Raw genomic sequence first — 26651 nt, forward strand, 5'->3', positions numbered from 1 at the left:
TTTCCGACATCAGCCTTCTTTCTGGGATTCCTTGGCCCAAGTGTCCCGTAAGCCAACGGTACGATTGAAAACCAATCGGTCCGGTGTCGATCGTGTATCAAGCGTAAAATATCCCTTGCGAATAAACTGATACCCTTTTCCCGGTACGGCGTTTAATAGATCAGGTTCGATGTATACTTTTTCCAAGATTTCCAAGCTATCGGGATTAATAGATTCTTTGAAATCGCCGGTTGTGGCTAAGGGGTTTTCCGCTTTAAATAAACGATCATAAAGCCTGACTTCCGCTGTTTTCGCGTGTGGCACACTGACCCAATGAATCGTTCCTTTCACCTTTAAACCACTTGTATCCTCTCCGCTTTTTGAGTTTGGGATATAACTACAGTGAATTTCCGTAACATTACCCACTTCATCTTTTACGAAGTCATCACATGTAACAATATAAGCATGTTTTAAACGCACACTTAATCCGGGGCCTAATCGGAAAAATTTCTTTGGTGCATTTTCCATAAAATCCTCCCTTTCGATCCATAACTCATGACTAAACGGAATTATCCTTTCGCCTTCGCCTCCCTCTACTTCCGGGTTGTTTTCCCCATGTAGCAGTTCCTCTTTTCCCTCCGGATAGTTTGTGATAACCAATTTCACCGGATCTAAAACAGCCATTCTGCGCCAAGCCGTTTTATTCAGATCTTCACGGACACAAAATTCCAACAGGCCTACGTCAATAACGTTTTCCCGTTTGGCCACGCCGATTCGATCGCAAAAATTTCGGATACTTGCCGGGGTATATCCCCTTCTTCTCAAACCGCTGATCGTCGGCATTCGAGGATCATCCCAACCTTCAACATGTTTTTCATTCACCAATTGAAGTAAGCGACGCTTACTCATGACCGTGTAAGTCATATTTAACCGTGCAAACTCATATTGCTTAGAAGGGAAAATACCAATATGTTCAATCAACCAATCATACAATGTCCGGTGGGGTACGAATTCCAAGGTACATACGGAATGTGTAATATGTTCGATCGAATCACTTTGTCCATGCGCGAAATCATACATCGGATAAATACACCAAGCATCACCTGTACGATGATGATGGGCATGTTTGATGCGATAAAGTAGCGGGTCGCGCATATGCATATTCGGATTCGCAAGATCGATTTTTGCCCGTAACACCTTACTACCATCCGGATATTTCCCTTCCTTCATTTCAGCGAATAAGCGAAGATTCTCTTCCACCGATCGATCTCGATAAGGTGTTGGCTTACCCGGTTCGGTAGGCGTCCCCTTACTCGCAGCAATTTCTTCCGGTGTACTATCATCGACATAAGCAAGGCCTTTTTCAATTAAGCTCACCGCATAAGCGTAAAGTGTATCGAAATAGTCCGATGTATATAGCTCATCAGCCCATTGGAATCCAAGCCATTTAATATCATTTTTAATGCTCTCCACATATTCAAGGTCCTCTGTTACCGGGTTAGTATCGTCAAAACGGAGATTGGTTTTTCCTTTATATTTTTGTGCCAAGCCGAAATTTAAGCAAATCGACTTTGCGTGGCCAATATGTAAATAACCGTTCGGTTCCGGAGGGAATCTGGTGAGAACCCTACCCTCATTCTTTCCATTTTTTATATCTTCTTCAACAATTTCCTCTAGGAAATTCAATGATTTCTCTTCATTCATAAGGCACAAACTTAGCTAAAATTCTCAGATGAAAAAGCCTGTCAAAAAATTTTCGTTTAAAAAAAGAAAGGCTGCCCTTTCGGACAGCCTTCATACGATTTATATTATTACTATCCTAGATAACTTTAACATTTACCGCATTTAAGCCTTTCTTTCCCTGTTCAACTTCGTAAGATACGTTGTCATTTTCACGGATAGAATCAATAAGGCCAGATGAATGAACGAAGATATCGCCTCCACCAGCATTTGGAACGATGAAACCAAAACCTTTCGTTTCATTAAAGAATTTTACTACTCCTTCTTGCATTGTATTGTATTGAATTTATTAATAATAAGTACAAAGGTAAGGATATTAATCTAAGATTTTCTTAATAAAATATTTATTTATAAAATCTTAACAAGCAATTTGCCTAGTTTACTTTGCTTTTTGTTGCCCTGCTGGCCTAAATCGACGTTTTTTCCGATTTTTATTGCTCCCTTGTTTTTCTGACTTTTCATGTAACGGCCGTTTGGGCAACGGAACTGCGACAAAGGAGTCACGGGTCGGAAAAGGGTGTTCATTAATGACCGGGATGGCTTGATTGGTTAAATTATTAATGCTCTGCAAATACGGCCGTTCTTCTAAATCGCAAAAAGAGATAGCTTTCCCGCTGGCACCCGCTCTACCCGTACGTCCAATGCGATGTACATAAGTTTCGGGTTCATTTGGTAAATCAAAGTTAATCACGTATTTTAACTCTTCAACGTCAATGCCACGCGCGGCAATATCTGTTGCAATCAGCACCTTCAACTGCCCGTTCTTAAAAGCTTGCAGTGCATTTTGACGCGCGTTCTGCGATTTATTTCCGTGAATAGCCGCTGCTTGCACACGTTGCTTTCCCAGGAACTTAACTAAACGATCAGCCCCATGCTTTGTTCGTGTAAACACCAGTACATGGTCTCGCACTTCGCTTTTTAACAGATGTAAGAGCAACTTCGGCTTATTTGGTTTATCAACGGAATACACGACTTGCGTTACCTTCTCGGCCGTCGATGAAACCGGTGTCACTTCAACGCGCGTAGGATTTTTTAAGAGCGTATTGGCCAATTTAGTAATTTCAGGCGGCATAGTAGCAGAAAAGAAGAGTGTTTGTCTCTTTACCGGTAAAAGGGCTACTACCTTCTTAATATCATGGATGAACCCCATATCCAGCATGCGATCGGCCTCATCCAGCACAAAGTAGGAAACGGCTTGCAATGTAAGCACGCGTTGACCAACCAAGTCTAAAAGACGGCCGGGAGTTGCCACCAATATATCCACCCCCTTTTTTAACCCGGCGATCTGCGTATTAATATTGACGCCACCATAGACAACCTGATGCTTTAAAGGCAGCAGTTGGCCATAAGCAGCGATACTTTCATTAATTTGAATGGCCAATTCTCTCGTGGGGGCCAGCACCAAAGCTTTCACTGCCTTTTCTTTATTCGGAAAATTGCTTAGCTGTTGTAAAATGGGCAGAATAAAAGCGGCTGATTTACCAGTTCCGGTTTGAGCACAGCCCAGCAGATCTTTACCGGAAAGGACAATGGGAATAGCTTGGGATTGTATAGGCGTTGGATTTTCGTAGCCTTCCTTATGGATTGCCTTCAATAAGGGATCAATAAGATTAAGTTCTTTAAATGACAATATATCAATGTATTAGTTGGAATAAAAACCATAGTCCGTTCGAGGACATACGTTGCCGCGCAAAGATACAATTTAACTTTCAAAAAGCTTCAAGGAAAGCCAGCTGTATTCTTGAATGAAGTTATCCAATTCTATAGCTGATTTCAGGGATCTTCTCACCTTATTTTGGAGCTATGAAAAGTTTTATGGTATTTTGTTTTGCTATCAATTTAATGTACAAATAACATGCATATGAAAACAATTCAATTTACCTTTTTTTCCATGTTGGCTTTAATGTGCCTACATGCGCAGGCACAATTTAAAGTAAATACCAAAAGTATCAAAGCGGCTACTACAGCGGCAAAGGCCGTTACGCTTTCAGACGATGAGGTAATCGGCTATGCAAAAGAATATATGGTGTGGATGGATGAAAACAATCCAGTTGCACCGGACGATGATGAACTTGCCCAACGTCTAGCTAAACTAACCAGTGGTTTAACCGATTATGATGGTTTAAACCTGAATTTTAAAGTATATTTAGTACGTGATGTTAATGCCTTTGCCTGTGCTGATGGCAGCGTGCGCGTATGTGCCGGTTTAATGCAGGTAATGGATGATAACGAGGTGCTCGGTGTAATTGGTCATGAGATTGGCCATGTTAAAAACAAAGACTCCAAGGACGCTTTTCGCACCGCTCTACTAAGCTCTGCGCTAAAAGATGGTGTCGGATCGCAGGGGGGTACCGCGGGTGCACTGAGTGATTCCAAATTAGGTGAGTTAGGGACTGCGGTTGCAAACTCATCCTTTTCCCGCTCACAGGAAAGCGCTGCCGACCTTTACGGTTATGCACTATTAAGAGCGCAAGACGTTAATCCGTGGTATATGGCCACTGCTTTTGAAAGCTTAGCCGAACAGAGTGAAGGAGCCGAAAAGGCTTCCACCATGCAACGATTGATGTCTTCTCATCCAGATACAGAAAAACGCATTAAGGTCATGTCAGAAAAAGCGACAAAAGAAGGTTTCGAAAAGCCCGCTAAATAAAATCAAAAAGAGGGAGCAAAAGCTCCCTCTTTTTGATTACTTCTGCCCATATTTATATTCAAATCGCTCGAACAATTGTTTATGCAAATTATCTAAATTAATGTTCCTACCAGCAATAAAGGCCTTCTCAAGCTGATTGCCCTTCATATCCAAGGCATCCCCAACGGAAAGGAATAAATTAGCGTCTTTTCCGATCTCCAGACTGCCGGTTGTTTGATCAATTCCCAAAATTTTTGCCGTATTCATCGTGATTGTAGCGAGCGCCTTTTCTTTATCTAAGCCAAACGCTGCCGCAGTACCAGCCATAAAAGGCAGGTTACGTTGCTGCCAAAAACCATCCATCCCATAAGCTACGAGAATTCCCGCATCTGTTAAAAGCTTCGCTTGCTTATAAGGTAGATTGACATCATCATCCTCATTGGAAGGCAGTGAATGTGCTTGATGTATAATGACGGGAATATCATTTTCTTTTAAAAAGGTACTGACTAGATGTGCTTCAGCACCTCCTACTAGTACCGGCTTCAAACCGTAGCCTTTGAAAAATTGTACGGCCGCAATGATATCATTCTTTTTATCGACATGAACCATCACCTTTTTTGCACCATCAAACACCTTTTGAAAAGCCTCTAGACGACCATTAAATACATCCGGTTTATTAACGGCGCAATAGGCGCTAGCATCTGTCAACAAATCGGCCAAGACAGTCCGTTCCTTTTGAATACGTTCCTTTTGCTCCTCTTCATTAGTTGGACCAAAGCGTGCATAGCGAATACGAGGCCAATTGATATGGATCGCATCATCCGTTTTATAGGCGGCATCTTCCCAATTCCACGCATCTAACTGCACCACAGACGATTGACCCGGAACCAGACCACCTTCAGGGCTTATCTGTGCTAACAATATACCGTTTGAACGCAACGTATTAATCACTTTTGAATCGGTATTATAAGCAATTAAGGCGCGTACATGAGCATTGTTCTCCCCCACCTCGGTATTATCCACAGTTGCTCTTACGGCCTCAATTTCCACCAAACCTAAATTGGTAACCGGTGCAATAAATCCGGGATAAAGATGTTTCCCCTGTGCATCAATCGTTTCGGCTGCAGAAGGTGCACCTGAACCATCGCCCACATAGGTAATTTTCCCTTGATCAAAAACCAAGGTACCATTTGTTATAATTTGCCCATTACCTACATGAATGGTAGCCCCTTTTATGCTAATAGCAGCGGTTTGGGCTTTTGCCGGATAGACAGTTGGTTGGGCCTGTACGCACAATCCAGTCAATAAGCATAAACTTGCACTATATATATATTTAAAAAATAATCGCATCATTATCGTATTAGTTATGGTTAACATCTTCGTTCATATCCTCTGAAAGCGTCTCGCAATGATAAACAATGCTTGGTTTTTCTACCGCCTTTTGTGTTGCATTTCCTTTACCCTTTTCTTCCAGCGATTTTGCAATAAGTCGCGCTTTCTCCTTTTGTTGCAGGTTCCGAATCGCCTGATCTTCATCCACATCCCAATATTTCACTCCATCTACAAACGTTTTTTCTGCACGAGCATAGATACTCAAGGGGTTCCCGCTCCAGATAACGACATCTGCATCTTTACCTACCTTTAAACTGCCGACCCGATGATCGATGTGCAACATTTTAGCCGGATTAAGTGTCACCAACTTCCATGCTTCCTCCTCCGTCAAACCTCCGTATTTTATTATTTTCGCAGCTTCCTGATTCAAGCGGCGAGCCATCTCCGCATCATCTGAGTTGATGGCCGTTACAACACCTTGCTTCTCCATTAGGTAAGCATTATAAGGGATCGCCTCTTGCACTTCCATTTTGTAGGCCCACCAGTCAGCAAAGGTAGCACCCGCAATACTTCTGGCAGCCATACGATCCGCTAATTTATATCCTTCCAATATATGCGTAAACGTATTCACCTTAAAGCCGAGGCTATCGGCCAAATGCATCAACATATTAATTTCAGATTGCACATAGGAGTGGCAGGTGATAAAGCGCTTATTGTCCAATATCTCTACCAAAGCATCCAATTCCAAGTCGCGACGTGTAGTGCTACCTTTAGCAGCCATTTTCGCCTTATATTCTTTGGCCCTTGTAAAGGCGTCAACATAAACCTGTTCAACACCCATTCGAGTTTGCGGGAAACGCACCCTTGCGATATCTCCCCAGTTGCTTTGCTTTACATTTTCACCAAGTGCAAATTTTATAAAGCCATCATTTCCTCTAAATTTCAATTCTTCCGGAGATTGGCCCCACCGTAACTTAATCAACTGCGATTGTCCGCCGATCGCATTTGCAGATCCATGCAATATATGAGAAGACGTAACACCCCCGGCCAATTGTCGATAAATATTAACGTCTTCCGAATTGATAATATCACCGATGCGCACTTCAGCAGTAACCGATTGCGTTCCCTCATTAATTCCCCGAGAAATTGCAATATGCGAATGCTCATCAATAATACCTGCCGTAACATGTTTGCCTGTTGCATCAATTATCGTTGCACCGGAAGCATTCAGATTTTTTCCTACTGCCTTGATTTTTCCATTGGCAATCAGCACATCCGTCTCCTCCAATACACCTTCCTTTTCATTGGTCCATACCGTTGCGTTTTTTAACAAAACATTGGAAGCGTTAGGTGCTTGCTCATGGCCAAAAGCTACAAAAGGGTAAATAACCTTTCCTATCTCAAGCGCTTTGTCAGCCATCTTCTTCTCCATCTTTTCCGTATAGGTGCCCGTATAAGATGCCGACCATGGCGTATTACTACCGTCCTCATGTCCTAACTCTCCTTTGAGCTGAAGCGGTTTAACTGATGCAATATAGGCGCTGATCCGATAGCTTTTTTTTGTTCCTTTTGGGTTAAAGCTCAAACTTAGCAAATCGCCGTCCACTACCAAGTTAGCTTTAATTTTCGTTGTATCTTCTACCTTACTAATATACGCTTCGTACTTACCCGGTTTTCCACCGATCAGCAATTTAATTGGGCCAAAATCATCTACAGTACTTGCGTATTCACCTCTCAGATCTTTACCATTACTTTGATTCGCGATAAATTTTTCTCCTTCAATCCAATTTTCGTAGATAATATTCCCCTCTTTGAACAAGCTGTCCGATGTAATAATAAAACTGGCCAATTTTCCGGCCTCTAAAGTTCCTAAACGGTCATCGGCCCCCAAAAATAAAGCGGGTGTTTCCGTTAATGCCCGTAATGCAGCATCCTGGCTCAGTCCGTATTTAATCGCTTTACGCAAATTGGGCCAAAAGTCCCGAACATTTTCCAAACCGCTCGTCGTCAAGGCGAAGGGAATAGCGGCTTTCTCCAATGCAGCAGGATTGCCCGGTGCAAGTTCCCAGTGTTTCAGTTGAGCCAATGACAGCTTATTAGCATCATAAGGATCTTCCACGTCATAGGTTTTAGGGAAGTTCAATGGGACGATCAGATCTGCACCGGTAGCCTTCACTTCCTTGATCCGTTGATAATCGTTTCCTCCGGTTTTAATGATATACGTCTTTCCAAACTCTTTAGCCACCTTGTCCGCTCTTAGCACATCCAAGACATCATTTACCTCAAAAAATTGGGGCAATGATTGCCATTTATTAAATGCTTCCAGTGAAATATTGAATTCCTTTTTCTGCTGTTGATACCATTGCGCATCGTAATAGGTTTGGCGCAGCAAAGCAATACTACCCATTAAAGAAGACGGATAGGATGTTTTTGCAGAACCTTTATCAAAAGAATAATGTGCAGCTGCATCCGGAATAATGACAAATCCATTATCCGCATTTGTATTCAAGGCAATTAAAGCACTGCTGCCACGCGCGATCCCATCTTTCACAACCGTTTGTACAGCTCCAAAACCGATTTTCTTTAATTGCTCTGCTTTCTTTTCATCTTGCGTAAAAATATCGATGGCTCGTGTTTCCGGCCGTATCGCTTCATTCCAAGCATAAGGACCATTCTTGGTAGAAGTCAGGACTTGTGCACTTCTTCCAAAAGAACGAGAGTCTTTGCTTTCGGGCACACCATAGCTAGTAAACGGATCAATTAACGCCGGATAAATAAATTTGCCTTCCAAATCAATCGTTATATAGCCTGTTGGAACTTTTTGATTGGCTCCTACAGCTTCAATAAGTCGATCATTTACCAACAAAGTCCCTTTTTCAAGGAACTGACCGGCTTTTGTAACAATATGGGCATTTACAAAAGCATATTTTTTCGGTCGCTTATCGTGCGAACCGTTAACAGGAAAAGTTTCCTGACCTTTCAGGAAGTAAAAACTAAATAATACAAAGCAAAAGGGTAAGATTTTCCGCATAATATATACTAATTAAAGAATAAAAAGTTTAAGTTATCAAAAAAAAGCATCCATCTGGTGGATTTTTCTGTTATTGACAATCAAAAGCCAACTTCCGCTAACTTTTTCACTAAAATACCTTTTTTAGTGAAAAAAAAATTGTTTTCATCCTCTCCCATAAGAATGTTACTTTTTTACTGTATAAGTTCTACCTTAGCTCAAAACATCAATATGCGAGATTCATTCATACAAGCAATCCATCACATTGCGGTTATCTGTTCAGATTATCAGCGGTCTAAACAATTCTACACCGATGTGCTTGGTTTTGACATCCTAGCCGAAACATATCGAACAGAACGGCAATCTTATAAATTAGATCTAACATTAAACGGTCATTACACCATTGAGTTATTTTCCTTTCCCAAACCACCGAGACGAGTAAGTAGGCCCGAAGCCTGTGGTTTGCGCCACTTAGCCTTTGCCGTTGCGGATCTCGAAAGGGCGATTGCTCACTTAGGACGCCATCATATACCCACCGAGCCTATTCGGGTTGATGAGCTTACGGGAAGACGCTTTACGTTTTTTGAAGATCCGGATGGCTTACCTTTGGAATTCTACGAAATCACTTCTTAATTGTCATGCCATTGAAATAAAGTTTAAAGATGACCAAACACATAATTTAGTATGATTGTTATCAAAACATATTTTATCTCAATAAGGTAGCTTTGATAAGTGAATAGAATTCGCACTGAATTTATTTAACTATTATTTATATGGCAGCATTGATACAAGAAATCAAACGTGAAGTCAAAAATTGGTGGATTTTCACGGTTATCGGGATTTTACTATTAGTTGCCGGTTTTTATACCATATCCAATCCCTTAGCCAGTTACTTAGGTTTATCGGTATTTTTTGGTGGACTCATTTTCGTAAATGGCATCATGGAGCTTTCCTTTGCATTAGGCAATCGAAATCGTCTGCATCATTGGGGCTGGACACTAGCTGCCGGCATCTTGGACATTGTGCTTGGTTTCATTCTACTGTTATATCCAAGTTTATCGATGAGTATTCTCCCCTTCATTGTCGGCTTTTATATATTGTTATTAGGCGCTTCACTTAGTAGTTATGCCTTTCAACTTAACAATCTGGAGGTAAGTGGCTGGGGATGGGTACTGGCGGGAGGGATCTTAACCGTACTGTTCGGTTTAAGCATGATTTTCAATCCAGTGATCGGTATTGCGACCATTGTAGGTTGGACAGCCTTTGCTTTCATTCTCGCAGGAGTCGTTAATATTGTTTTCTCCCTGCAGCTCAAAAAAATCAAGGATCACAGCCAACCTTAAACAAAAGAACTATCAATATCTCCATACACTATAATAAATTTTAATCATGACACTTGTAAAAACTGCTAAAATTGACATTGGCATCTCTGAAGATAATCGCCAAGCGGTAGCAAACAAATTGAATCATTTGCTTGCTGATGAATTCGTATTATACACAAAGACCCGAAAGTTCCACTGGAATGTAAAAGGCATTCATTTCCATGATCTCCACTTATTTTTTGAATCGCAATACAAGGAGCTTGCAGAAATTATGGATGAAGTAGCTGAACGTATCCGTAAGCTGGGTCATTATTCATTAGGTACGTTACAACAGTTTCTCAATGAAACCGATTTATTGGAACATACTGATGATGGTTCTTCAGCCGAAGTGATGATTGAGGCTTTATTAGAAGATCACGAAACCATCATCCGCGAAATTCGTAACGCCATTGATCCTATCCAGGACAAGCATAAAGATGCCGGTACGGCTGATTTCTTGACAGGGTTAATGGAGCAGCATGAGTCAATGGCCTGGATGTTGCGTTCGATGATTCAATAAATAAAAAGGACAGCGTGTTTCTGACACGCTGTCCTTTTTATTTACTATCATTCGTCCTCATGCAAACGCAATCTATTTTTTAGCTGATTGATTTCCATCTTCATGCTTCTGATCTTCCCAATCAAATGCCGCATAGCATCTATCCCCTCTACATTAATATGTAAATCATAATGCCACTGTCTAAATTGCTCCAGATCCTGAAGCTGATCCTCCGTAATATACCATTCCTTCGCCTGTACGTTTATCTCGATTAAACCCTCGTCGTAGAGCGAGCGGATGAAAGCTTCTTCTACGGAACTTTGTGCACAATATTCCTTAATTAAAATATAGCTGGTAGCCATGTGTTTATTTATTAGTCTGTAAATCAGCCAACTGTTTAAAAAGCTTCTTTTGTTCCTCGTTCAGATCTGTCGGTATTTTTACCTGATACGTTATAATGAGGTCGCCGAACTCACCGTCTTTTTTATAAATGGGAAATCCTTTGCCTTTTAGACGCACCTTGCTGCCATTTTGTGTTTCCGGCTTGACTTTCAATTTAACTTTTGAGCTCAACGTATCAACCATCACCTCTCCACCCAAAATGGCGGTATATAAGTCAATTTCCATCATTAAGTAAAGATCATCTTTTAACCGTTTAAACATCGGATCATTGCCTATAATGAACGTAATATAGAGGTCACCTGCCGGGCCTTTGTTAACACCAGGCCCTCCTTGCCCCTTTAAACGGATTTCCTGTCCGTTTTCAACACCCGCGGGAATTGTAATACGAAGCTTCTTTCCGTTAACTGTTAATGTTTGCTTATGTGTTTCAGCGGCATCTCGTAAACTCAAATGTAGTTCGGCACGATAATCCTGTCCTTTAAACTGGTTCCGGTTCCTCTGTCCTCGGCCGAACATGGAGGCGAAAAAATCTGAAAAACCGCCTGAAGAAAAATCGCCTTCCGATCCGTCAAAACCGCTTTCGAACGGATTTTGATTACCAAAGGGATTTCCACGTGCGTAGTAATCACCTCCAGGTTGCGACTGTCGGGCCTGTTCATAAGCCTCCGCTTGCTTCCAATCTTTTCCATATTGATCGTACTTCTTCCGCTTTTCAGGATCACTTAGTACCTCATTGGCCTCATTTAATTCCTGAAATCGCTTATGCGCTTCTTTATCATCCGGATTTAAGTCGGGGTGTAATTTTCGAGCAAGTTTACGGTATGCCTTTTTAATATCATCTTGAGATGCGTTTTTATCGACGCCCAATATTTTGTAATAGTCTATATATTCCATAATTAAACCTACAATCTAGATACAGTCATACGTCCCTTTTTGTTTGGGATTTCCGGATATTCCTATTTTCCTTTTAACTTGAAATGAATCATGATTTTAATTTTTCGTTTTGATCAATTTTGTTCTCGTTATGGCTTGATCCAAACCAACGCAAAGACGTGGGCTTAATCTGAATGAAAATCATTAAGTTTGCACACATGTCGCTTTACGTCACCTCCATCAATTCGGGAAGTAATGGCAACTGTTACTATGTTGGTAATGGAAACGAGGCTATTTTGATAGACGCAGGCATTTCCTGCCGCGAAATAGAGCGAAGAATGGCCCGTTTAGGATTATCTATTCAGCGTATAAAAGCAATCTTTATATCCCATGAGCATAGTGATCATATAAAAGGACTGTGCCGATTAAGTTTAAAATACCATATCCCGGTATATATCAACCAGGAAACCCTGAGGGCAACCGGTTTTTTCATTCCCCCGGACCAGCTTCGGATATTTCATTCGTCCGCCCCTATTCAAGTTGGCGATTTACAGATCACTCCTTTTGCCAAATATCATGATGCCGTTGACCCTTATAGCTTTGTAGTAGAGGGAGGGGATATTCGAGTTGGTGTTTTCACCGATATAGGTCGAGTCTGCGAGCGCGTACAATATCATTTCAGCCAATGTCACGCTGTTTTTTTAGAGGCCAATTACGACGAGGAATTATTAGATCGCGGGCGCTATCCCTATTTTTTGAAAAACAGAATTCGAGGAGGACATGGTCATTTGTCCAACAAACAAGCATTAGAGCTTTTTCTAAACTATCGTACACAAGCACTCAGCCATCTTTTTCTATCCCATTTATCCAAAGACAATAACTGCCCGGATTTGGTTGCTGAACTTTTCTCGGCCCATGCCAATGGTATAAAAATAATGGTTGCCTCACGCTATGAAGAAAGCCCAATTTTTGAGATAAAAAAAAGTTTACAGCCAGCAGCTATTATTCCCGAAATTCCGCCTTTTCCCAAGACTCTTTTTTAAAAAAATGTAAGAGTAAAAAGAAAGTTCCAGTTGCTAGTACAGCAAGCGTCCATACTAACCATTCGTATTTAACTGCCAGGTAATGGCCAAAGCCGATTGCACTAATCAATCCTATTAATAGCAGGTTGGCGATAAATCGACCTTCCGTTTTCTTGATCGGCTGGCTGAAGGGATAGCCCGTTACCGTAAACAAACAGATGAGCACTGCAGCAATTCCACCTACTGCCATGGAAAGCAGCAAATCATTTATTACCGGCACCCCAATAAAGACAAGTCCCAGTACTGTAAACCCAACCATAAAGGGCATATAAAATTTCACAAAAGCAGCCTTTAGCACACCCGACATAAAGAGTCCTGGCTGCCGAATTGGGGCAACGAAATAAATCCAGGCTGCCTTGTATTTATCACTCTGCGTAATGAATTGAAATACGGTTAATAATGTAAATAATGAAAAATAAAAAATAAAGAGATAGGTATGCTGGGCTAAAATACCCTTCCATTTCTCTGTCCATGGCAGACCTGCATTACCTTTATTTCGTACAAAAAACATGAAAAAAAAATAAACAGGAACATAAGCCATAGACGGATATACTTTTGTCTTAAATTCGCGTGTACGCCCGGTAAGACGCCATACCAATTTAAACCCGGCATTCTCCAGCGGACTTTTCGTTAACATGTTCGCAAGCTGATCGCTCCATGTTTCTCGGTGATAAACCTCGGCATCCCCGGTCGCTGTCTCGTCACTTACCTGCAAACCTGAAAGCATCCTATTAAAGCCTTTTGTGAGCTTCCCGGTCATCAACCATAAGGCTGCTAAAGGTGCTATCATCGCAGCAGCAGAAAGACCACACGTTAACACCGAGACATCACCTCTGCCCAATTCTTGTAATCCACTGATCCATGCACTTGGTGTAGCCCATAACCAAGGAGTAGTCTTAAAATCAAGCTGCTGCACCATTGCACTTTCCAAGATATTCGGCATTGTATAGTAGAGCGCGAAAATAAGCACCGAAAACAAAATCTGTAGATAGGCCACGATATCTTTGAAACGTTGCACCGATACAAATCGCATGGTCATCAGATAAAACAAATTCACAAATAGAACGCAAAGCACCGTAGCAATGATCACCTGTACAATAAAAATCAGTCCCGCTATTCCCCCTCTATTGATAATCGTAAAAGCAAAACCAGGTAAGGCCAAACCAATCGCTTGCTTAAAAACGCTAATGCCGATATGCAGGATACGGGCCAAGGCAATAGTACTGTCATCCACAGGGCGCGGTAAGATGATGAAGTTATCCCTATTATCTAAAAGAATGACCGAGAAGTCAGCAATTAAGGTTAAGCATAGCATGGCCATGAACACCCCGAAATAGATTGTAAACGATAAATATGGCTGATTAACTGAAAACAAGAAAAGAAGCAATACGCAACCCATTACGGCCAGCATTAGGAAATTAATCCAAGAACTAAAATTGTTTTCTTTTTTCGCTTTATTACCAAAAGCAGTCAAGGGTCTTCGATCATCCATTAACAATTTAGTGCGAAGGATGACCTCCAACTGACGCGTGTTTACGCCCATTTTATGGTACAAGGAGTTAAAGAGCAGTGTTAACCTGATGATGAAATTATTCATAAATATCGCGCCTATACTTATTGTCTTCCGGTTATTCCAAAGCTGACATTATATTAGAAGCACTTCCCGATGTTTCCGAATGACCGGTTAATTTCGCAAATATATGTTCTAACGAATCACCGTGCTGTGTTTTTAATTGTTCAAAAGTACCATTAGCAACAATAGCACCTTTATTAATCAATAGGATTCTATCAGAAACTTTTTCTACAATATCCATCATGTGTGAACAATAAAATATCGTTTTACCTTCTTTCGCAAGTAAGGAAATCAATTCTTTCACAACAATAACAGCATTTGCATCTAAGCCGGACAGCGGCTCATCCAATACGAGGATTTTAGGATTATGGATAATTCCAGCGGTTAATAACACTTTTTGCTTCATGCCCTTTGAAAACGTATCCATTCGTTTGTTGAGCGAGTCACCAAGGCCAAAAGCTGTAAGCAATCGCGTTGCCCGTTCAGCAATATGCGAAGCTTCCATACCATAAAGCTTTCCTACGAAGTCCAAGTATTCCAATGGAGTGAGTACGTCATACAATTCGGCGTTTTCCGGAACATATCCTATAATTGACTTAACAGCCAATACATTTTCTTTCAATTCAACGCCATTAACCGTAATACGCCCCTCGAAATCACTTATTAATCCTGTAAGGATTTTTACCGTAGTTGATTTACCGGCACCATTCGGACCAATATAGCCAATAACTTCACCTGGGTAAATTTCGAGATCAATCCCCTTTAAGACCTCTTTATCATCATAGTTTTTATGAAGATTCTCAATACGGATGATAGGCTCACCTTGGTTCATTCCTTTTAGCTTCTTGTTACTTAAAGCAAGATAAGAAATTCTTTAGATTTTGTGAACTTTGGAAATAGAAAGCTAGAACCCGGGCTTAAAAAAGAAGCTCTTCTTTACTTATAAGATCTTACATTTGCTTCAGCGAAAGCTAAAGGCCATCCCCATATTTAAAAAAGCTATTAATGGTTACGGGCAATTTACCATTCGCCTCCAATTCTCCGCTCATTAACCGCGCTACGGCATGCTGAAAAGTTACATCGTTTTGATAAGCGACCACGAGTCCGCCCGCCTGCTCTAAGCCAGGGAATGTAGCGATTGCATATGGATTTGCAAAAACGGCAAATATGGCTTTTCTTCCGGCCAATTGGCTAATTAAGCCGTTCACGTCCTGACTATAGTTCAATTTGCTTTGCGGACGCAGACGTGTATCGTGAATTGCAATGATAATCTGCTTATAATTTTTAAGTTCATCAACCACCTTGGCTACGTCCATCGCGGTTGCCCGGGCCGACAAAACAATGTTCAAATGGTCACCAAAATGACTAGCCAGCCTTTGCTGGAAGCCTGTGGCACTATCAACGCCAATACTGATCAAAGCGGTTCGTTCCTCGGGGCTCAGTTGATGAATTAACGTATCTCCTTTCAAAACAGTGATCGCGGCTTCCGCCAATTGTCGGTTTAACGCTTTTGCAGACTCGTTATTAAGTTCCTGATAAAGATTATCGGTTGTAACCGGCTGCCATTTATCCAAAGCAAGCCAATATTTAGCCGCCAATATTTTTTTCACCCGCACATTTATGTCCTCCCACGAAAGCCTCTTTTTACGGATAGCTTTCCTCACTTTCTTGATAGCGCGTTTGCTATTTTCTGACAGCTCTAACACGTCGTTTCCTGCCATAATCGCCCTTACATCCGCTTCTCCATCCGGGAAGTATTTTACCACTCCCTTCATATCCATGGCATCTGTAAAGGTCAGCCCACGGAATCCCATATGCTCTTTCAAAACCGTGGTAATTACATTCTTTGAAAGTGACGACGGTAGATGCGCTGTGCTATCCAACGCAGGAATATTCATGTGGGCAACCATCACACCAGGTGCTCCCTGACCGATCAGTTCCTTAAAAGGGTACATCTCCAACGAATCCAAGCGAGCTTTGGTAAAACCCAAACTAGGTAAATCATAATGAGAATCTACATCGGTATCACCATGACCTGGAAAATGTTTCAGCGTGGTAATGAGGCCTCCATCCGTCATGCCTTTCATATAAGCTCCACCTTTTCGAGCCACGTTCATTTTGTTCTCACCAAACGAACGGAAATTAATTACCGGGTTGTTTGGGTTATTATTCACATCCACGTCCGGTGCAAAGTTTACGTTTAAGCCCATTGCCTTAAAATTCTTGGCAACTTCCTGTCCCATCTGGTAAATTAATTGCTCATTCTGTACGGCCCCTAAAGCCATTTGGTAAGGAAATGCAATCGTCGAATCCATCAAACGCATTCCCAAACCCCACTCCCCATCCAATGCCGTCAATAAGGGCACTTTTGCTAGCTTTTGATAGCTGTTAATAAGGTTAGCGTGCCTAATAGGACCACCTTGGAACAGCACCACTCCTCCTAATTTTTGCTTTTTAATTACCTTTGCCACCGAATCGCTATAGGCCTCGCCCAAGTTGGTATGTGCACGTACCATGAACATCTGCGCGATACGTTCTTTTTTACTTAGTTTATTGAAGACCGAGTCCACCCAAGAATGTTCCTGGTTAATAAACTCAATAAATGTCGGACGTGATTGAGCAGAAGTAATCCGAGATGCGAACAGCACGATCAGGAACAGTAGACTGGTTTTTCTTAACATAATGAAAGCGTGAATATCAAACATAACCATAATTGCTCCTTTATGCAAAAAAAGAAATCAGAAAAGACAAATAAAGCATTAAAAACTGTATTGCTTGTGCTTAAAATCAGAACAAAGCGCAACAAAACGCATCCTGCCATTATAAACCATCACCATATTTGAAGAAGGTATTAACCGTTACAGGCAGTCTACCACTTGGTTTTAAGCTTCTCAATATAACTTTCGCACCTGCCCGTTGCAGCTCATCGCTATTCTGGTAAGCAAGAATTATACTCTTACAGGCTTCTATACCTGGCATACCTGCCAACGCGTAGGGATTGGCAAAGACGCAAAACACGCTATTCATATTAGCTAACTCATTGATAAACAAACGAACCGTGCCACTAAAATTGATTTTACTTTGCGGTGATTTGCGCACATCATGTAAGGCGACAATAACCTGATTATACCTTAACAGTTCAACCGACACTTTTGCGATATCATTTGGTTTTGCATCCGGTGATATCACGAATTTCAATGCATTATCGAATCTATTTTCCAATTCTTTTTGAAAAACAGTCAATTCTCGGGCCCCTATGCTAATAATAGCGGTACGTTTCGTATAATCGATTGCCCGAACGAGTTTATCTCCCTTCAATAGTGTAATCGCTGCATCGGCCAACTGTTGATTCAGTTTTTTTGCTTCCGGCCGATTTAACGCATGATACAGTCCATTAAGCATTACCGATTGCCTTTTATCTAATCCGAGCCAGAGTTTTGCGGCTAAGATTCTTTTCACTTTAGCATCTAAACTCGCTTGGCTAATACGTTTATCTTTAATGGCCTTAGCCACCATGGCAATGGCCCTTTTACTGTTTTGAGACAGTTCCAGTAGATCATTACCGGCAATAATCGCACGCACATCAGCCTCGCCGTTTTTAAAGTATTTAACCACGCCATTCATATCCATCGCGTCCGTAAAAACCAGTCCTTTAAATCCAAGTTCCTTTTTAAGCAAGCCATCGATTACGGCAGGTGAAAGTGAAGAGGGTAAGTTAGGTGTTTTATCGAGCACAGGGATATTCATATGAGCGACCATTACACCCGGGGCGCCTTCCTGAATCAGCCGCTTAAAAGGATACAGCTCCAGCGAATCAAGTCTTCCCCTGCTAAATGCAAGTTGGGGCAGGTCTTTATGTGAGTCGACATCCGTATCACCATGGCCTGGAAAGTGTTTTAAGGTTGATAATAGGTGTTCATCCATCATTCCATGCATGTAAGCATTTGCTTTACGCGTTACATTCTCTTTATTTTCTCCGAACGAACGAAAATTAATAACAGGATTTCTCGGATTATTATTTACGTCGACTACCGGTGCGAAATTTACATTCAAACCAAGTCGTTTGAAGTCTTTTGCAATTTCGCGGCCCATATTATAGAGTAGCTTTTCATTGCGAATGGCCCCCAGTGTCATTTGAAAAGGATAAGAAATAGCGGAATCCGCGAGCCGCATTCCCAAGCCCCATTCCCCATCGAGTGCAACCAATAATGGAACTTTTGAGATCGCTTGATAGGCATTAATAGCCGCTGCATGACCACGAGGGCCGCCCTGAAAGAATACGACACCACCGAGTTGCTCATCCGCAATTATTTTCGCAACAGAGTCGATATAGCGCTTTCCTAAATTTGTATGCGCTCTTACCATAAACAACTGTGCGATTTTTTCGTTTTGGCTTAGGCTATTAAAGGTAGAATCTACCCATCGATGAGGGGAATTTATGAAGGTAGTAAAGTTTGCAGGCTGCTGAGCGACGGATTGCCAAGCCTGAATAAGAAATAAATATATAAATAAATACTTTTTAAGCATGGGTATTATCTACCTCAAAGATAATACCCATGCTTAAACTTTCTCGAAAATATTTTGGTTAATCTTTAGCCCTTACACGATCTCTATCCACCACATCATGCTTATCTCTCCATAATACCAATACCAGCGCACAAAGGATGGCGATACTTACCCAAACGGCAGCGTAAGGATTCAGCACATCCTTAGCCAGATCTCTAAATAACAGCGCCATCAGAATAACGGGCATCTGCAATATACAAGCAATACGTACATAGCTTCCCGTGAAAAGTGCTATTGCACCAAAAATATGCGCCACAATAATAGTGTGTACAAGCACGCTCATTAGAATAGCAAGCGGCACTGTACTATTCATCATGATATCTGTGAACACATGTATATTCGCAATAAATTCAATTCCCTTCCAAAGGATAACCAATGAAAGTACGATTCGGGTTATTTCCAACCAAAGGGGGTGATGCCTTTCACCCTTGTGGGATACGTGATGGGTAAGCATAGCATTCAGTTTTAAGTGTTTATGTTAAGTTAGCTTTAATGTAATATTAAAGTTACGCTTTTTTTATTAAAAAACAAATGAAAATGCCTCCTGTTTTTTTATTATGTAAATTTATAATTAGTTGGTTATTAACTATTAATAGCGATCTACGTTAAAACATTCTATTTCCCGGGCGCCGATTCCCGTACTATATTTTGCAGTTCTTTTTGGGTGATTTTAAAGATTGTACCATGCCGTATCCCCTTTGGTAAACGGACCTTTTCCGAGACCTCCTCCCAGTCTTTCAAGTTTGTAGAAGCAAGGGCACCGTACTGATGCGCTGTATACTTATCAAAATAAAGTAACCACGTAGAATCGACCTTGGTCAGCGTTGGACCTTCCGCCCAATAACCCTCGGTTATCGGCTTACCGGCAGCAGAATAGGGTCCTTCTAATCGAGCAGCATGAGCCATTTTTAAGTTTTTTTGAACAGGTTCCTTCGTCTCATCCTTCAGGAACATAATCCATTTATCATTAATTTTAGCGATGGTTGCATCAATTACGTTAAAGCCGGGATCATACAATAAGCGTGTGTCGCTGTACGTCTTAAAATCCTTTGTGGTTACATAGTACATTCTATGATTATAGGCATTATCGGCCTCAATTTGTGTTTCAGGAAATTCACCTTGAATAGTCGTTGCCCAATAGATCATGTAGGTTTTCGAACCCGAATCGTAGGTGATTTCAGGGGCCCAGCAATTTCTAGCTTTGGCTTCCCCTTGCATGACGGGTATATATTGCTGGTCTGACCAATGGATCAAATCTTTGGACGAAGCATAGCCAATCCCCTTGTCTGTCCAACTGATGGTCCAAACCATGTGAAACAAACCGTCGGCACCTCGGATAATACAAGGATCACGCATCAGCTTATCCTTACTCAATTCAGGCCGTAAAAAAGAAGTATCATTTTTCAAGGCTTCCCATTGATAACCATCCTTACTATAGGCCAAATGGAGTCCATCTTCTCCATTTCCTTTAAAGTAGGCAAAAATGTAAATCGCTTCCACATCATTTTGAGCAAACGCATGCATCCCACTGAACAGCGCCAACGATAAGGCAAAGACTCGGAATAATTGACGATCAAGCAACATATAGAAAAGTAAGGTTAAGGTATGGCACGTTCACTAATCCCATGAAGACTTGGTTTTACCGGTAGAATTGCACCTTCCTTATCGAAAAATAATTGATCCATGCATACTTCCCGATGATAACCCGCTGCGTCCCCCATATTGATTCCATCCGGTCGACTAAAACGGTGATAAACAATATACCATTCATCTTTCGCCGGAATTTGCAATACCGCATTATGCCCCGTACCATAAATACCTGCTGCCGTATCTTTTGCTAAAATCAAATTTTTTTCCGGAACAGTTATAGGTCCTACAGGCGATTTGCTCGTACCATATCGAACGCGGTAGTTTTCACTTCTGGTATCATCTTCCGACCACAGAAAATAATACAATCCGTTTCTATAAAAGACGTAAGTCCCTTCTCGAAAGGTTTTATCAGGCGTAATCACCTTCAAGGTATTTTCTTTGATCGAAACCATATCTTTATTCAATTCCGCCACAGCCATATAGCCATTTCCCCAATATAAGTAGCTTTTTCCTGATTTGGGGTCTGTAAATACGTCGGGGTCAATTTCCTGTCCACCACGAATGCCTGCAGGTTTACTTGCAATCAACGGCTTTCCGATATCCCGAAAAGGCCCGGTAGGTTGGTCAGCTACAGCTACTCCAATTTTTTGCGCCCCGGAGTAGTAATAAAAATAATGATACTTCCCTTTTATCATCTTCTCCTCAATAGCAGGAGCCCAAGCATTTCTGCCCGCCCAAGGCACATCTGCCTTTAGGTCCAGGATTAGCCCTTCATCTTCCCAATCCACTAAATTAGTAGACGAAAATGCCTTAAAATAATACCCTCCCCATTGATCAAAACCATCACTGGTCGGATACAAGTAGTATTTTTTATTCTTCTTGGAATAAAGTATCTCTGGATCGGCATAATAGCCTTCAAGAACCGGGTTATGATGAAGTGCTTTCAAGTTAAAATCAGTTGGTGTGCCCCACGTATCGACAAGGCGGTTTAATTCTGTTCTTGTAATCGGAATTACTGTACCATGACGTGGATGAAAGTCCATCGACACCTCATCATCAATCACCGAAAAGTGTTCCAAATCAGTACTTTTTGTAAACTGGTATCTTCCCTTTCCATACACATCATACATCAACACGTAGCGATCGACGCCAATTAATTTAAACACACAGGAACCCTCCACCGCCTCTTTTGTTTGCTGCTTGTAATCAAGAGACTCCTCCCATTTACCGCTTGTAAGCGCGTTTGTCTTCGCCACTTTTAGTCCATTTCCATGCCCTTCGGTTTTATAGAACAAGTAATAGGTACTATCTTTCAATACAATATCTCCATCTATGCACGACTTTCCATTTAAAGGAAAAAACAACTGTTTAGGTTCACTCTCCAAATCAGAAAAATCTGCATTTGCGTAAGCATAATAGATCTTATCCGGTTCATCTCCATGTTTCATTGACCAATAGATCATATATTTTTGCACCTGCGGATCATAGATTGTTTGCGGAGCCCATACACGTAATAAATTTTCCTGGTTTGGATATCGTTTCTGAATATTAACTACATGGGATGTCCAATGAATCAGATCCGTTGACTTTAATAAGACCATGGCACGATTGGCGTCCCACCCTTCCGCAGAAACCATATCAGTAAGTACCATATAAAAAGTTTTCCCATCCTGTCCGCGAAGAATATGGGGGTCTCTCACACCGCCCGTGCTGCTGATTTTTTTTGAGTCCAATATCGGCAAACCTTTATTTAACGCTTTATAATGATAACCGTCCAAGCTAATTGCAAAACGTACCGCCTCCTCCTCGATGCGGTTTCCGGTAAAATAAGTAAAAAGATAGGCTATATAATCTTTTTCGTCTACCGCTTTTGGTTGCTGTTCCTGTTGAGCAAAAAGCAATTGATTCGTTGTGATCACCAAAAAGATGGCCAAAACAAACATCAAAATTCGTGATGTGTTGGTTGCGTGCATGTAGAATTCGTGTAATTAAACTTGTGGTATTTTATACCCGTTGTTGTAAGATGCTGTAATCAATTTATCTGCTTCAGCATCGTTAAATAATCCTTTTGCTTCATCCCAATAAATCTTTTTGCCCGTTCGATAGGCTATATTTCCCATCTGCGAGAATATGGCAATATGAGCACCCGCTTCTATTGGTGTATTCAAAGAAGCTTTATCGCGACTTTTTACCGCTTCGATAAAGTTAACTGCATGCAAATCCAATCCATTATCTACTTTCTTCTGTAGCGATATTGCTTGCATACGGTCACCTTCAGGTATCACTTCCCAACCTTCCCGATTTACGACCAAGGTACCTTTATTACCAATAAAAGCGACCCCGTGATTTCTGCCATAAGGCCCTCCGTCAATACCGTTTGCATGTTCCCATTGGATATTAAAATCATCAAACTCAAATACGGTTGTCAAGGTATCGGGTGTTTCGGCAGCATCATCAGGGTAAGCAAATTTACCACCTGCAGCCATAATTGATTTTGGTGTAGTCGCCTTCATCCCCATGAGTGCGTAATCCAGCATATGAACCCCCCAATCGGTCATCAAACCACCCGCATAATCCCAGAACCATCTAAATTCAAAATGGAAGCGATTGGGATTAAACGGACGCTTTTTGGCAGGCCCTAACCATAAATCGTAATCTACTCCTGCGGGCACCGGGCCATCGGGTTTAACTGGAATACTTTTCATCCATCCCTGATAAGCCCAGGCTTTTACTAATCGTATTTTACCCAGCTTTCCTGAATGCACAAAGGCTACTGCATCTTTAAAATGTTGTTGGCTCCGCTGCCATTGCCCTACTTGTACCACGCGATCGTATTTCTTGGCCGCAGCAACCATCGCATTGCATTCGGTAATTGAGTTTCCTAGGGGTTTTTCGACATATACGTCCTTTCCGGCCTGGCAGGCCTCGATCATCTGTAAACAATGCCAATGATCCGGTGTACCGATCACGACAACATCTACGTCTTTGCTCGCTAATAAATCACGATAATTGTTATATCCTTTCGTATGTATACCTCGATCAGCAAGCTCCTTACTTCGCTTATCCAAAACATTTTTATCAACATCACAAAGCGACGTACATATAACATCCGGGTGTTTCAATATGGCATTTAGATCCGCCCATCCCATCCCATTGATGCCGATGGCACCCACTCTGATTTTTTTCTGCGTCTGTGCAGTAGCCATACTATAAAGGCTGGGAAAAGTGGCTGACAAACCAGTTACAGCAGCCAATGCTGTCGATTTTTTAATAAAATTTCTTCTCGCGTTATTCATAAATGGTTACGTTTATGGTTACCATTCAAAAATATAGCTTTTTTCCAATAATGCCAACGTTTTCAAAAATGTAAATACGACATTTATTATTTAGGGTAAAAACACGGTTAGATTTTCTAAATTGAAAATTACAAAAAAAGAAGTTCCTTTAGGAACTCTCTACAAAGAAAGCTTCATAAAAATCAATACAGTAAATTATCTAAGCTAGCTGCTTCAAGCGGCAATCTTTCCCCTTCTTCATTAATATAGAACCACTTATCGTCATTAAACACCGGTAAAGGAAACCTGTCAGCACCGTCATCCCCCACATAAAAACCATTATTTCCCAAACCGATATTTCCGTATTGTACCGCAACCAGCATCTTTCCTTCCTTACTAGCTAAACCGAACTTCGTCCCTTTCTTTAGTAAGAAGCAACTGTCATTCTTAATAGGGATAATATCATTGTAAATAGGTTCTAACAGCACCTGTCCCGCAGCATTCGCTAAACCTATTTGCAATTCATTCGACTGTGGCAACCGCTTAAAAAGCAATATCTTGTCATCCAGAAACAATTCCGAAAAATCGGAATACTGCAAATCCGGTGACAGGTAGTCCTCCCGAAACAGAACTCTTCCCTGTTTATCTACAAAATTAGCAGAGAACAAATCATTATTATAATCTATGCTCTGCTGTTCTTGGCCTTTTATCACTACTGCAATACCCCTTGTATTGAAATTTGATACGATTGCATATTTAGAAGAAAGAAATTCCTTACCCTGTTCATCAACAAAGCCATATTTTCCATTTTTCAACACCTTTGCAACGCCGTTTTGAAATGGAAAAAGCGTGGGATAGTTGTTATTTCGTTCCCCATTCAATTCAACATTAAATTGACTGACATCATAAAAGCTTGTCCCTTCTTTTCCGCTTAAGGCATCGAAAAGCGTACCGGTTCTTCCATCAGTTGATACTAGCAGTAGACTCGATGAGCCCACCGTCCAAACATAAGGATAATTGAGTAGTCGAATTTGCTGCGTTTCTACATCAAATAATGAATAATTTTTATCCTGTTCACTTTGCAATAAGTAACACCGAGCGTTCAACGTATCCTTTTTACTAAAGGTCTTATCTATAATTTTATGCCCCTGCAAGTTCCAAAATTCATAAGATGATTTATCATAGGGCCCTTTCCTAGTAAGTAGCAATTCATTTTGTTTACCGATCAGCTCAAAATCCTCGTAAACGGCTGATATCACTTCTTTTTGTGATCTCACATTGTATAAGCCGACCTTTTTACCCCGTTCCACCTTCACCAAAGAATCTGGCAGTTCATCTAAAAACGAAAAGCTATTGTATCGGGCAGGGAGCAACAAATTCCCTTCCATGTCAAATACGGTCAACACCCCCTGCTTTTCTCCTATAACCAGATTACGATCTCCCCTTTCGAGCCTGGCGTTAACATCTATGTCATAAAATTCCGGCGGATAGTACTTTGCCGTTTTTGCAAAGTAGAGACCATAATAAGCCTTTTGTTTGATCTTAAAAGCAGCTAAACCATCGCTGCCACTCGAATAGAAATATTCATAGGCATGCGTAATATCAGCATTATCTACCTTTAATAATTCTTGTTGATTTTTGTTAAACAAAAAGGCCTGATTGTTCTTTTTAGCAACAAAATAGTCATCGTAAACCATTACCTCATCATATTCAGCGGGTAACATCCAAGTGCCTGTATGATCTATAACCCCGGTCTTCCCATCGGATTTTGCCAAAAAATACGACCCATCATATCCCAAATAAGAATTGGCGTTGGGTTCATCAATCCATTCATACTGCGCCGGTGCGATTATTGTTCCGTCCTGCCCATAGATACCGTACCGCACCACAGAATCAACAGGCTCTGTCCCCTTTGCCTTTTGAGATCTTTCTTTTATGGTCTCGTTAAAGAGTAAGAGACCTGCAACTATTTTTGGATATTCTCCGCTTTCATCGGTCAGAAATTCCTTCTTTGTTGGAATATGTACAATCAGACGCTTCCCATTCTTGGCAAAAGACTCAACCCAATTATCGCTGCGCATGCCGAAATGAGCATGTTCGTAAATAAAAGGTAGTAATTCCTTGCCATCCCAATCGATGATCCCCCACTTACCTTGACGGCTTGCATATACATAAGATGGGCTTCGTCCACAACCGCCACAATAGTCAAAGGCATCAAACTCGGCAGGTACAATCAGCTTTTGTTCATGGAGGCTATAAATTCCCCACTTTCCGGCTTGCTTCACATCAAAATGATCACCATCCAAATAACCGATGTCCTCATAAAAAGGCAACATATTTCCACCCTTCAAATAGAAAGAAACACGATTCCCTATTTTTAATTTCCAGTAATATGGATTTTCCACGCCCACACTATCGTAAGCTGCCGGCAATAAGATTTCGCCCTCCGGACTCATTACACCCAGCTTTCCATTCTTTAAAAAAGCAATTACTTTAGTTGGAAGAAATTCACTATTGATCGATTCTTTATAAGTTGCAATGTCGTCTTTATTTCCCAGCATCGCGTTTGTTCCCGGAATCAAGGCATCGAAAGCTTTTTCGCCTTGTCTATTTATATAATATTCCCTCTCCCCTTCTTTAATACGTGCATAACCATGATAAAAAGATGCTAAACTCGTGACCTGTTTAATTGAATCAGGTGTTGATTTCGGGTGGATATTATTCTTCATTTGCGTTGAAC

21 protein-coding genes are annotated in these 26651 nt (G+C 41.2%); 5 read left to right on the plus strand and 16 right to left on the minus strand.

Annotated elements, in window-relative coordinates; translation table 11 throughout:
- Positions 1 to 9 precede the first annotated feature (9 nt).
- From RYH73_RS00735 to RYH73_RS00745, 3 genes are all read right to left on the minus strand, one after another.
- On the minus strand, positions 10 to 1683 hold the full coding sequence (locus RYH73_RS00735; protein WP_335311333.1) for a glutamine--tRNA ligase/YqeY domain fusion protein: 1674 nt from the start codon (positions 1681 to 1683) through the stop codon (positions 10 to 12).
- Between the two features lie 115 nt (positions 1684 to 1798).
- The gene (locus RYH73_RS00740) at positions 1799 to 1990 is read right to left on the minus strand and encodes a cold-shock protein (protein WP_335311334.1); all 192 of its coding nucleotides are present in this window, start codon (positions 1988 to 1990) and stop codon (positions 1799 to 1801) included.
- A gap of 108 nt (positions 1991 to 2098) precedes the next feature.
- Positions 2099 to 3349, minus strand: a complete 1251-nt coding sequence (locus RYH73_RS00745; RefSeq protein ID WP_335311335.1) for a DEAD/DEAH box helicase — start codon at positions 3347 to 3349, stop codon at positions 2099 to 2101.
- Between the two features lie 231 nt (positions 3350 to 3580).
- Between RYH73_RS00745 and RYH73_RS00750 the strand changes: the two genes are divergently transcribed.
- Entirely contained in the window at positions 3581 to 4369 is a 789-nt protein-coding gene (locus RYH73_RS00750; RefSeq protein ID WP_335311336.1) for a M48 family metallopeptidase, read from the plus strand.
- Positions 4370 to 4405: 36 nt separating this feature from the next.
- Here the strand turns inward: RYH73_RS00750 and RYH73_RS00755 are convergent, their stop codons facing one another.
- Together RYH73_RS00755 and RYH73_RS00760 are read right to left on the minus strand one after the other, a co-directional pair.
- Positions 4406 to 5701, minus strand: coding sequence for an amidohydrolase family protein (locus tag RYH73_RS00755; RefSeq protein ID WP_335311337.1), 1296 nt, complete (start codon positions 5699 to 5701; stop codon positions 4406 to 4408).
- Between the two features lie 7 nt (positions 5702 to 5708).
- Positions 5709 to 8711, minus strand: coding sequence for an amidohydrolase family protein (locus RYH73_RS00760; protein WP_335311338.1), 3003 nt, complete (start codon positions 8709 to 8711; stop codon positions 5709 to 5711).
- 210 nt (positions 8712 to 8921) lie between these two features.
- On the opposite strand from RYH73_RS00760, the gene gloA2 reads away from it, so the two are divergent.
- From gloA2 to RYH73_RS00775, 3 genes are all read left to right on the plus strand, one after another.
- Complete coding sequence (gloA2, locus tag RYH73_RS00765; protein ID WP_335311339.1) at positions 8922 to 9323, plus strand: SMU1112c/YaeR family gloxylase I-like metalloprotein; 402 nt, start codon at positions 8922 to 8924, stop codon at positions 9321 to 9323.
- Between the two features lie 140 nt (positions 9324 to 9463).
- Entirely contained in the window at positions 9464 to 10033 is a 570-nt protein-coding gene (locus RYH73_RS00770; RefSeq protein WP_335311340.1) for an HdeD family acid-resistance protein, read from the plus strand.
- 46 nt (positions 10034 to 10079) lie between these two features.
- Positions 10080 to 10571 (plus strand): Dps family protein, encoded by a 492-nt coding sequence (locus tag RYH73_RS00775; RefSeq protein ID WP_335311341.1) that lies wholly within the window; start codon positions 10080 to 10082, stop codon positions 10569 to 10571.
- 47 nt (positions 10572 to 10618) lie between these two features.
- On the opposite strand, the gene RYH73_RS00780 is transcribed toward RYH73_RS00775, so the two are convergent.
- Both RYH73_RS00780 and RYH73_RS00785 read right to left on the minus strand, forming a co-directional pair.
- Positions 10619 to 10912, minus strand: coding sequence for a chaperone modulator CbpM (locus tag RYH73_RS00780; protein ID WP_335311342.1), 294 nt, complete (start codon positions 10910 to 10912; stop codon positions 10619 to 10621).
- Between the two features lie 4 nt (positions 10913 to 10916).
- Positions 10917 to 11846 (minus strand): J domain-containing protein, encoded by a 930-nt coding sequence (locus RYH73_RS00785; protein ID WP_335311343.1) that lies wholly within the window; start codon positions 11844 to 11846, stop codon positions 10917 to 10919.
- A gap of 173 nt (positions 11847 to 12019) precedes the next feature.
- On the opposite strand from RYH73_RS00785, the gene RYH73_RS00790 reads away from it, so the two are divergent.
- Positions 12020 to 12868, plus strand: coding sequence for an MBL fold metallo-hydrolase (locus RYH73_RS00790; protein ID WP_335311344.1), 849 nt, complete (start codon positions 12020 to 12022; stop codon positions 12866 to 12868).
- On the opposite strand, the gene RYH73_RS00795 is transcribed toward RYH73_RS00790, so the two are convergent.
- From RYH73_RS00795 to RYH73_RS00835, 9 genes are all read right to left on the minus strand, one after another.
- Positions 12828 to 14504: a hypothetical protein gene (locus tag RYH73_RS00795; protein ID WP_335311345.1), complete on the minus strand. Its 1677-nt coding sequence runs from the start codon at positions 14502 to 14504 to the stop codon at positions 12828 to 12830. The genes RYH73_RS00790 and RYH73_RS00795 overlap by 41 nt on opposite strands.
- Before the next feature lie 31 nt (positions 14505 to 14535).
- Positions 14536 to 15312 carry an ABC transporter ATP-binding protein gene (locus RYH73_RS00800; RefSeq protein WP_335311346.1) on the minus strand — a complete coding sequence of 259 codons (777 nt, stop codon included), beginning with the start codon at positions 15310 to 15312 and terminating at the stop codon, positions 14536 to 14538.
- Positions 15313 to 15451: 139 nt separating this feature from the next.
- Complete coding sequence (locus RYH73_RS00805; RefSeq protein WP_335311347.1) at positions 15452 to 17161, minus strand: glycoside hydrolase family 3 protein; 1710 nt, start codon at positions 17159 to 17161, stop codon at positions 15452 to 15454.
- Between the two features lie 139 nt (positions 17162 to 17300).
- Positions 17301 to 19007, minus strand: coding sequence for a glycoside hydrolase family 3 protein (locus tag RYH73_RS00810; RefSeq protein WP_335311348.1), 1707 nt, complete (start codon positions 19005 to 19007; stop codon positions 17301 to 17303).
- 58 nt (positions 19008 to 19065) lie between these two features.
- A complete protein-coding gene (locus RYH73_RS00815; protein WP_335311349.1) occupies positions 19066 to 19500 on the minus strand; it encodes a DoxX family protein in 435 nt (144 codons plus the stop codon).
- A gap of 161 nt (positions 19501 to 19661) precedes the next feature.
- Positions 19662 to 20630 (minus strand): glycoside hydrolase family 43 protein, encoded by a 969-nt coding sequence (locus tag RYH73_RS00820; protein ID WP_335311350.1) that lies wholly within the window; start codon positions 20628 to 20630, stop codon positions 19662 to 19664.
- 14 nt (positions 20631 to 20644) lie between these two features.
- Complete coding sequence (locus RYH73_RS00825; RefSeq protein ID WP_335311351.1) at positions 20645 to 22609, minus strand: family 43 glycosylhydrolase; 1965 nt, start codon at positions 22607 to 22609, stop codon at positions 20645 to 20647.
- Positions 22610 to 22624: 15 nt separating this feature from the next.
- Positions 22625 to 23932: a Gfo/Idh/MocA family protein gene (locus RYH73_RS00830; RefSeq protein ID WP_335311352.1), complete on the minus strand. Its 1308-nt coding sequence runs from the start codon at positions 23930 to 23932 to the stop codon at positions 22625 to 22627.
- Between the two features lie 182 nt (positions 23933 to 24114).
- Positions 24115 to 26640, minus strand: a complete 2526-nt coding sequence (locus tag RYH73_RS00835; RefSeq protein ID WP_335311353.1) for a WG repeat-containing protein — start codon at positions 26638 to 26640, stop codon at positions 24115 to 24117.
- Positions 26641 to 26651: the final 11 nt, after the last annotated feature.

The organism is Olivibacter sp. CPCC 100613 (genome assembly GCF_036959255.1).
Lineage (GTDB): Bacteria > Bacteroidota > Bacteroidia > Sphingobacteriales > Sphingobacteriaceae > Olivibacter.

What these genes read in the sequence shown, in the direction of transcription:
- RYH73_RS00735 (WP_335311333.1), bottom strand. Translation starts at nt 1,683, where the DNA reads ATGAATGAAGAGAAATCATTGAATTTCCTAGAGGAAATTGTTGAAGAA.
- RYH73_RS00740 (WP_335311334.1), bottom strand. Translation starts at nt 1,990, where the DNA reads ATGCAAGAAGGAGTAGTAAAATTCTTTAATGAAACGAAAGGTTTTGGT.
- RYH73_RS00750 (WP_335311336.1), top strand. Translation starts at nt 3,581, where the DNA reads ATGAAAACAATTCAATTTACCTTTTTTTCCATGTTGGCTTTAATGTGC.
- RYH73_RS00755 (WP_335311337.1), bottom strand. Translation starts at nt 5,701, where the DNA reads ATGATGCGATTATTTTTTAAATATATATATAGTGCAAGTTTATGCTTA.
- RYH73_RS00760 (WP_335311338.1), bottom strand. Translation starts at nt 8,711, where the DNA reads ATGCGGAAAATCTTACCCTTTTGCTTTGTATTATTTAGTTTTTACTTC.
- gloA2 (WP_335311339.1), top strand. Translation starts at nt 8,922, where the DNA reads ATGCGAGATTCATTCATACAAGCAATCCATCACATTGCGGTTATCTGT.
- RYH73_RS00770 (WP_335311340.1), top strand. Translation starts at nt 9,464, where the DNA reads ATGGCAGCATTGATACAAGAAATCAAACGTGAAGTCAAAAATTGGTGG.
- RYH73_RS00775 (WP_335311341.1), top strand. Translation starts at nt 10,080, where the DNA reads ATGACACTTGTAAAAACTGCTAAAATTGACATTGGCATCTCTGAAGAT.
- RYH73_RS00780 (WP_335311342.1), bottom strand. Translation starts at nt 10,912, where the DNA reads ATGGCTACCAGCTATATTTTAATTAAGGAATATTGTGCACAAAGTTCC.
- RYH73_RS00785 (WP_335311343.1), bottom strand. Translation starts at nt 11,846, where the DNA reads ATGGAATATATAGACTATTACAAAATATTGGGCGTCGATAAAAACGCA.
- RYH73_RS00790 (WP_335311344.1), top strand. Translation starts at nt 12,020, where the DNA reads ATGAAAATCATTAAGTTTGCACACATGTCGCTTTACGTCACCTCCATC.
- RYH73_RS00795 (WP_335311345.1), bottom strand. Translation starts at nt 14,504, where the DNA reads ATGAATAATTTCATCATCAGGTTAACACTGCTCTTTAACTCCTTGTAC.
- RYH73_RS00800 (WP_335311346.1), bottom strand. Translation starts at nt 15,312, where the DNA reads ATGAACCAAGGTGAGCCTATCATCCGTATTGAGAATCTTCATAAAAAC.
- RYH73_RS00805 (WP_335311347.1), bottom strand. Translation starts at nt 17,161, where the DNA reads ATGTTAAGAAAAACCAGTCTACTGTTCCTGATCGTGCTGTTCGCATCT.
- RYH73_RS00810 (WP_335311348.1), bottom strand. Translation starts at nt 19,007, where the DNA reads ATGCTTAAAAAGTATTTATTTATATATTTATTTCTTATTCAGGCTTGG.
- RYH73_RS00815 (WP_335311349.1), bottom strand. Translation starts at nt 19,500, where the DNA reads ATGCTTACCCATCACGTATCCCACAAGGGTGAAAGGCATCACCCCCTT.
- RYH73_RS00820 (WP_335311350.1), bottom strand. Translation starts at nt 20,630, where the DNA reads ATGTTGCTTGATCGTCAATTATTCCGAGTCTTTGCCTTATCGTTGGCG.
- RYH73_RS00825 (WP_335311351.1), bottom strand. Translation starts at nt 22,609, where the DNA reads ATGCACGCAACCAACACATCACGAATTTTGATGTTTGTTTTGGCCATC.
- RYH73_RS00830 (WP_335311352.1), bottom strand. Translation starts at nt 23,932, where the DNA reads ATGAATAACGCGAGAAGAAATTTTATTAAAAAATCGACAGCATTGGCT.
- RYH73_RS00835 (WP_335311353.1), bottom strand. Translation starts at nt 26,640, where the DNA reads ATGAAGAATAATATCCACCCGAAATCAACACCTGATTCAATTAAACAG.